The sequence below is a fragment of the Shewanella sp. genome, assembly GCF_051658185.1.
Taxonomy (GTDB): Bacteria; Pseudomonadota; Gammaproteobacteria; order Enterobacterales; family Shewanellaceae; genus Shewanella.
Genome location: NZ_JBOFMC010000276.1, coordinates 1 through 7,642, shown reverse-complemented (window position 1 = coordinate 7,642; position 7,642 = coordinate 1). Strand labels below are relative to the sequence as shown.

Genomic DNA, 7,642 nt, shown 5'->3' with positions numbered 1-7,642 from the left:
ATACGCTGCGATGTTTTGGGCGAAAGATGAAGAAGCTTTTTATCGCACGTATTATTTGGAGGGCGTGATAATCAACATAATCCTGTCCATTTTGTCTTAGGGACGTCACTGTCACACCATAGGCTGGGAGCATCCAGACATGAGACAGCGACCTTGAGAAACACCGCAGGCTCGGCTCTTAATAAACGCGGTCAACGTCGAGGTTGGTTCATTTCCCTATCGCCCAGTTCACGGCGAGCATATCCTTTGGGTTGCCCGCTCATTTGGGGCCAACTTCCACAGTTAGCGATTCGACTAGTTCATATCTTAAAGCAGAGGATAATGCCGTTTGCTGCAATTGAGCGACTAGAGCGCTGGGCGGCAACACACTTTATAATTTTGGCTAGCAGCTAAACCACTAATTAAAATGCAGAATATTGTTGCTTGATAGGATTTTATCAGTTTCCTTTGATTTTATTAAGCAGCTCCCATTTTTGAAAACAATGTAGCAAAAAATGTGCTTTATGTCCCGACTATATCTGTAAGGCAACGCTATATTAGCGCAGGGGTTAGTTTTAGGAGAGAAAGTGCGTAATGAATATTGAACTGATGCAGGAGCGAGCCGATCATGCCGTCGTGCTGTTAAAAGCACTCGCAAACGAACGCCGGTTATTTATCCTTTGTTACCTATTAAATGAAGGTGAGATGTGTGTCGGTGAAATGAATAAAAAATTAGGCTTGAGCCAATCGGCGCTATCGCAACATCTCGCTTGGTTACGTAAAGATAATTTAGTCACCACGCGCAAAGAGGCGCAAACAGTATTTTACTCGCTGAAAAGTGCCGAAGTTCGCGAAATGATCCAGCTCTTGAATAACATTTATTGTCATTGATGGCGTTTTTTAGAGATAAAAAAACCGGCGAATGCCGGTTTTTTTTATTTGCTACAGATATTAAGCTGCAATAGCTTTAATCTTAGCATTCAAACGAGCCTTATGACGGGCAGCTTTATTCTTGTGAATAAGGCCTTTAGTCGCCATACGGTCTACGATTGGTTGAGCAGCAGCAAAAGCTTCTGTTGCCGTTTTGTGATCGCCTGCTTTAATTGCAGCGATTACTTTTTTAACGTATGTACGTAACATTGAGCGACGGCTGGCGTTATGCTGACGACGCTTTTCAGATTGAAGCGCGCGCTTCTTTGCAGACTTGCTATTAGCCAAGGTGCAACTCCTAAAAACTGGATTTGATACTTTTAAAGGCCGAGGAATATGCCTGCATTTAGTCACTTTGTCAATGACTATGATTGAATATTCATCATAAAGATAAATTAATCCAACCTGCCTTGGCTATCTTCGACCCAACTCGTGTAATATGTGGCGCAATTCTAACAGCTATTGCTGCAGTGTGACAGAGCCTGAATCGATTTTTTGAGATGAATCACCTAATCAATTCGATCTAGGTCTGGGGGTCCTTTGAGCAAAAAATTATTAAAATCTGGCATGATAGTCAGTGTTATGACGTTGATTTCCCGAGTGTTAGGTTTGGTTAGAGATGTTGTTGTTGCAAACCTAATGGGGGCCGGTACGAGCGCTGATGTTTTTTTCTTCGCGAATAAAATCCCTAATTTTTTACGCCGATTGTTTGCAGAGGGTGCATTTGCCCAGGCGTTTGTCCCTGTACTGACCGAATATCAAGAAAAGCATTCTGCCGATGAAACTCGCGAGTTACTCAGCAAGGTAGCTGGTACGCTCGGTTTATTAGTCACGATTGTCACCTTGATTGGGGTGATCGCTTCGCCAATTATTTCGGCGCTTTTTGGTGGTGGCTGGTTTGTTGCTTGGTTGAACGATGAGCCTGATGGGGCCAAATTTGAATTGGCGACCGTTGTGCTTAAAATTACTTTTCCTTACCTGTGGTTTATTACGTTTACGGCCTTGGCAGGCTCGATTTTAAACACCCGTGGGCGTTTTGCGGTGTCGGCGTTTACGCCAGTGTTTCTCAACGTGGCGATTATTACCGCCGCCATTTTTTACGCACCGACCTCAACGCAACCCGAAATCACTCTCGCATGGGGGGTGTTTGCCGGCGGTTTGATCCAGTTTTTATTTCAAATCCCTTTTTTGCTGCGGGAAAATGCTCTGGTAAAACCTTCTTGGGGGTGGCATCACCCTGGTGTCGTGAAGATCAGGACGTTAATGATCCCCGCGTTATTTGGCGTGTCGGTTTCACAAATTAATTTGCTCTTCGATACTTTTATCGCCAGTTTTTTGATCACGGGCTCTATCAGTTGGCTTTACTACTCTGATCGCTTGCTGGAGTTTCCCCTAGGCTTGTTTGGGATTGCAATTGCCACCGTTATTTTACCGGCTCTGTCGCGCAATCATGTTAATGCCGAGGGGGATGGGTTTGGCAAAACCATGGATTGGGGGATTAAAGCCATATTATTGCTAGGATTACCGGCGATGATGGGGTTGATTGTGCTCGCCAAACCGATGTTGATGGTATTGTTTATGCGTGGGGCATTTTCGATAACCGACGTTGAGATGGCCTCCTATAGTTTGATGGCTTATGGCAGCGGATTGCTGAGTTTTATGCTGATAAAGGTGCTCGCTCCCGGCTATTATGCTCGCCAAGATACTAAGACCCCTGTGCGCTATGGGATTATTGCGATGATCACCAATATGGGATTTAACCTATTGTTTGCTGTGCCTTTTGGTTACGTGGGCTTGGCGATTGCCACGTCGATGTCGGCTTGGTTAAACGCCAGTCTTTTGTACCGAGGCCTGCATTTGGCAGGCGTGTACCGTATTTCTAAAGCGACTATCGTGTTTTTTGTTAAAGCCGTGGTCTCGACAGCCTTGATGGTGGTAGTCTTGTACTACTTTTCACCTTCTCAAGCTCAATGGCTAGCTTGGCCGTTTATTGAGCGCGGTTATGCGCTGGTTGGCTTGATTGTGCTGGGGGCGGTGACTTATTTAATGGGGCTGTTAGTGTGTGGTATTCGTCCTTGGTCAATTAAACGGGGAGTTTGATTGCTGATTCTCATCGCTAGCTGTTATATAATCAGCCGATTTGCGCTTGGCAGTTGTCTAACGTTATGGAATTAATTCGCGGTATACATAACATCTTGTCATCCCACCATGGCTGTGTGCTGACAATTGGTAATTTTGATGGTGTGCATCGCGGCCATGCGCAAGTCATTGCTAATGTGGTGGCCAAAGCCAAACAATTGCGTTTGCCATCAACGGTGATGACCTTTGAGCCGCAGCCACAAGAGTTGTTTAGTGGTGAAAATGCTCCCGCTCGTTTGAGTTTGTTACGCGATAAAGTGATTTTACTGGATGAACTCGGCATTGAGCGTTTAGTGTGTGTTAACTTTAATCGTGCGTTTGCAAGTCAACCGGCACAACATTTTATTGAAGAGTTATTAGTCCGTAAGCTGGGGGTCAAATATCTGGTTGTCGGCGATGACTTTTGTTTTGGTAAAGGTCGCCAAGGCAACTTTGAGATGTTAAAACAAGCGGGACTGCGCTTAGGATTTACCGTGGTGAGCACTCAGAGTTTTATACTGGGGTCGCACCGCGTGAGCTCCACCGCCGTGCGTGAGCAATTAGCAAAAGGGCATCTTGAACAGGCAAGGCGTTTGCTTGGCCATCCTTTTACCCTAAGTGGCCGAGTTGCTCACGGACAAAAAATTGGTCGAACCATTGGCTTCCCCACTGCCAATATTGCGCTGAAGCGTAAAGTTGTGCCTGTGCGAGGGGTGTTTGCGGTGAAGTGCTATTGGGATAATAGCGATATTTATGAAGGCGTTGCTAATGTTGGGTTTCGTCCGACAGTCAATGGCCAAGTTTGCCAATTAGAGGTGCATCTCTTTGACTTCGAAGGCGATATCTATGGCAAACATGTTGAGGTTGAGTTAGTGGCAAAATTGAGGGATGAACAACCCTTTGATTCATTGGATGCGCTAAAACAACAGATTTTGAATGATGCAAATGAGGCCAAAGCGTTATTTGGCAACGATGCAGGCTGAATTTTATCAGTTTAATTAACGGTATAGGATCAATGAGCGACTATAAATTTACTTTGAATTTGCCGGAAACAGAGTTTCCGATGCGTGGTAATTTGGCAAATCGCGAGCCAGAGATGTTAGCTCGCTGGACAAAAGACGGTTTGTATCAGCAGATCCGTGATAGCCGAATTGGGCGTACACCGTTCATTTTGCACGATGGCCCACCCTATGCTAATGGCAGCATTCATATTGGTCACTCAGTCAATAAAATCCTCAAGGATATCATTGTTAAGTCAAAAACCATGGCCGGTTTTGATGCGCCTTATGTGCCGGGTTGGGATTGTCATGGTCTACCGATTGAGCTTAAGGTTGAGCAAAAAGTCGGCAAGCCGGGCCAGAAAATTTCTGCGGCCGAGTTCCGTGAAGAGTGCCGTAAATATGCCGCCGAACAGGTTAATGGCCAGCGTGAAGACTTTATCCGCCTCGGGGTGCTCGGTGATTGGCATAATCCATACCTGACGATGGATTTTGCTACCGAAGCCAACATTGTCCGTTCTTTAGCTAAAGTGATTGAGAGTGGCCACTTACAAAAGGGCGTAAAACCGGTGCATTGGTGTACTGATTGCGGTTCAGCCCTCGCGGAAGCGGAAGTTGAATACGAAGATAAAACCTCACCGGCTATCGATGTGGCGTTCACCGCGACGGACAGTAAAGCTGTTGCCGCTATGTTTGGGGTAAGCGATTACTCACATCCTGTGTCTATGGTGATTTGGACGACCACACCTTGGACCCTGCCTGCTAACCGCGCTTTATCCATCAGTCCAGAGCTTGATTACAGCTTGGTTGAATTTGTGAAAGACGGAGCAACTCACGCGTTGATCTTAGCCGATGTGTTGGCTGAAGCTTGTATGAGCCGTTACGGCGCCGAGAGTCACCGCGTATTAGCCAAGATAAAAGGTGCGGCACTTGAACTTGTTCGTTTTAAGCATCCATTTTTAGCCTTTGATGTTCCTGCGATTTTGGGCGAACACGTCACCACGGATGCTGGTACGGGTGTGGTTCATACCGCACCAGGACACGGTCAAGACGACTTTGTGGTTGGGCAAAAATACGGTTTGGAAGTCGCTAATCCTGTTGGTGATAACGGCGTTTACAAACCTGATACTGAGTATTTTGCTGGTCAACATGTGTTTAAAGCGAACGACAATGTAGTGGCACTGCTGAAAGAAAAAGGTGCGTTATTACATCATGTTGCGTATCGCCACAGTTATCCTCATTGCTGGCGCCATAAAACGCCGATTATCTTCCGTGCCACGCCTCAATGGTTTATTTCGATGGACAACCATGGACTGCGTGCCCAAGCATTAAAAGAAATCAATGCGACCCAATGGATCCCGGATTGGGGCCAAAGCCGTATCGAGAAGATGGTTGAGAATCGTCCCGATTGGTGTATTTCCCGTCAACGGACGTGGGGCGTGCCAATTACCCTGTTGGTGCACCGTGAAACTGAAGAGTTGCACCCAGATACCGTGTCTTTAATGGCGCGGGTGGCTAACCGTATTGAGCAGCAAGGTATTCAAGCGTGGTGGGATCTCGATATCGCCGAATTGTTGGGTGATGAAGCTGAACAATACCGTAAAGTGACTGATACCTTAGACGTTTGGTACGACTCCGGCTCAACGTTCTCATCGGTTGTTGCCGCTCGTCCAGAGTTTCATGGTCATGGCATCGATTTATACCTTGAGGGCAGCGATCAACACCGCGGCTGGTTTATGTCGTCCTTGATGATTTCAACCGCTATGAATGGTAAAGCGCCTTACAAACAAGTGCTGACACATGGCTTTACCGTTGATGGTAAAGGCCGCAAAATGTCAAAATCCATTGGCAACGTGATTGCACCGCAGCAAGTCACCAATAAGTTAGGGGCGGACATTCTGCGTCTTTGGGTGGCGGCAACCGATTACAGTGGTGAGATGACGGTATCAGATGAAATCTTAAACCGCAGCGCCGACGCCTATCGTCGTATTCGTAACACTGCCCGTTTCTTATTAGCCAACTTAAATGGTTTCGATCCTGCCAAGGATTTAGTGGCCGTTGAAGACATGGTCGCGTTAGATCGCTGGGCGGTACGCCGCGCATCGGCCCTGCAGCAAGAAATTATTGATGCTTACGAGCAATACAATTTCCATATTGTGACGCAAAAGCTGATGCAATTCTGCTCAGTAGAATTAGGTAGTTTTTATTTAGATATCATCAAAGATCGCCAATATACCGCTAAACAAGAAGGTCATGCGCGTCGCAGCTGTCAATCGGCATTGTTCCACATTGCCGAAGCGATGGTGCGTTGGATTGCGCCTATCTTAAGTTTCACTGCTGATGAAGTGTGGCAATTATTACCCGGTGAGCGTGATGCCTATGTGTTTACTCAAGAATGGTATCAAGGTCTAAGCGCCGTTACATTAGCGACCGATTTGAGTGATGACTATTGGCAGCAATTATTAGATGTGCGTAACGAAGTTAACAAAGTGATTGAACAGGCTCGCCGCGATAAACGCCTTGGTGGTTCGTTAGAGGCGGAGGTGACCTTGTATGCTGATGCCACATTGGCAGAACAACTGACCCACATAGGTGCAGAGCTTCGATTTGTGTTGCTGACCTCAGAAGCCAAAGTGTTGCCATTAGCGGCCGCGACGGCGGATGCGGTTGACACTGAATTGGCCTCTCTTAAATTAGTCGTTGCATCAAGCACCGCTGAAAAATGTGAGCGTTGTTGGCATCACCGAGAAGAAGTTGGCAGCATTGAAGCTCACCCAACTCTCTGTACTCGCTGCGTCACCAATATTGAAGGCGACGGCGAAGTTCGTCAATTTGCGTAAAGGATCCGTATGCCATTAATTTGGAAAGACAGTGGCTTACGTTGGTATTGGGTAGCCGTATTGGTGTTTTTGGCCGATCAGCTATCCAAACAATGGGTCTTAGCCAATTTTGCTTTGTTTGAGTCGGTGCAGTTATTGCCCTTCTTTAATTTTACTTATGTGCGTAATTATGGCGCAGCCTTTAGTTTTTTAAGCGAGGCGGGCGGTTGGCAGCGTTGGTTGTTTGCTACCGTGGCGATAGGCTTTAGCACCCTGTTGACCGTATGGCTGCGTAAGCAGTCGGTGTCGTTGTGGAAGCTCAACTTAGCCTATACCTTAGTGATCGGCGGGGCGTTAGGTAATTTAATCGATCGATTAATGCATGGCTTTGTCGTGGATTTTATCGACTTTTATTGGGGCACTAGCCATTACCCAGCCTTTAATATTGCTGATTCTGCCATCTTTATTGGTGCAGTGTTGATTATTTGGGATTCATTTTTCAGCGCAAAGTCTGAGCAAGATCCTACAGAAGAGGTGAAATAGTGACTAGCTCTCGTTCTTTATTGTGTCATATGAATATTGTGCTGGCGGATGGTTCGACCGCCGACAGCACTAAGGCTTCAGGTAAGCCTGCACGTTTAAATGTCGGGGATGGGAGTTTAAGCCCCGCTTTTGAGGCGCAGTTGATTGATCTTAAAGAGGGAGATAAGCATCAATTTACGCTAGAAGCCGTGGACGCATTTGGCGAGTCGAATCCTGATGCTATTCATTATATGGATAGGAGTCGTTTCCCAGCGA

General features: G+C 46.5%; 7 protein-coding genes. 6 read left to right on the top strand and 1 reads right to left on the bottom strand.

Annotated elements, in window-relative coordinates; genetic code table 11:
• The first annotated feature begins 573 nt into the window (after window positions 1-573).
• Entirely contained in the window at window positions 574-870 is a 297-nt protein-coding gene (locus ACRCZA_RS10480) for an ArsR/SmtB family transcription factor (protein WP_438674379.1), read from the top strand.
• A gap of 60 nt (window positions 871-930) precedes the next feature.
• Here ACRCZA_RS10480 and rpsT read toward each other — a convergent pair whose 3' ends face one another.
• Window positions 931-1,197: a 30S ribosomal protein S20 gene (rpsT, locus tag ACRCZA_RS10475; protein ID WP_007650172.1), complete on the bottom strand. Its 267-nt coding sequence runs from the start codon at window positions 1,195-1,197 to the stop codon at window positions 931-933.
• 252 nt (window positions 1,198-1,449) lie between these two features.
• Between rpsT and murJ the strand changes: the two genes are divergently transcribed.
• The 5 genes from murJ to ACRCZA_RS10450 all read left to right on the top strand — a co-directional run.
• Window positions 1,450-3,009, top strand: coding sequence for a murein biosynthesis integral membrane protein MurJ (murJ, locus tag ACRCZA_RS10470; protein ID WP_438674378.1), 1,560 nt, complete (start codon window positions 1,450-1,452; stop codon window positions 3,007-3,009).
• A gap of 65 nt (window positions 3,010-3,074) precedes the next feature.
• A complete protein-coding gene (gene ribF / locus ACRCZA_RS10465; RefSeq protein WP_438674377.1) occupies window positions 3,075-4,010 on the top strand; it encodes a bifunctional riboflavin kinase/FAD synthetase in 936 nt (311 codons plus the stop codon).
• Between the two features lie 32 nt (window positions 4,011-4,042).
• Window positions 4,043-6,865 carry an isoleucine--tRNA ligase gene (ileS, locus tag ACRCZA_RS10460; RefSeq protein ID WP_438674376.1) on the top strand — a complete coding sequence of 941 codons (2,823 nt, stop codon included), beginning with the start codon at window positions 4,043-4,045 and terminating at the stop codon, window positions 6,863-6,865.
• Window positions 6,866-6,874: 9 nt separating this feature from the next.
• The gene (gene lspA, locus ACRCZA_RS10455) at window positions 6,875-7,387 is read left to right on the top strand and encodes a signal peptidase II (RefSeq protein ID WP_438674375.1); all 513 of its coding nucleotides are present in this window, start codon (window positions 6,875-6,877) and stop codon (window positions 7,385-7,387) included.
• A partial coding sequence (locus ACRCZA_RS10450) for an FKBP-type peptidyl-prolyl cis-trans isomerase (protein WP_438674374.1) occupies window positions 7,387-7,642 on the top strand: 256 nt, incomplete at its 3' end. The genes lspA and ACRCZA_RS10450, both read left to right, overlap by 1 nt.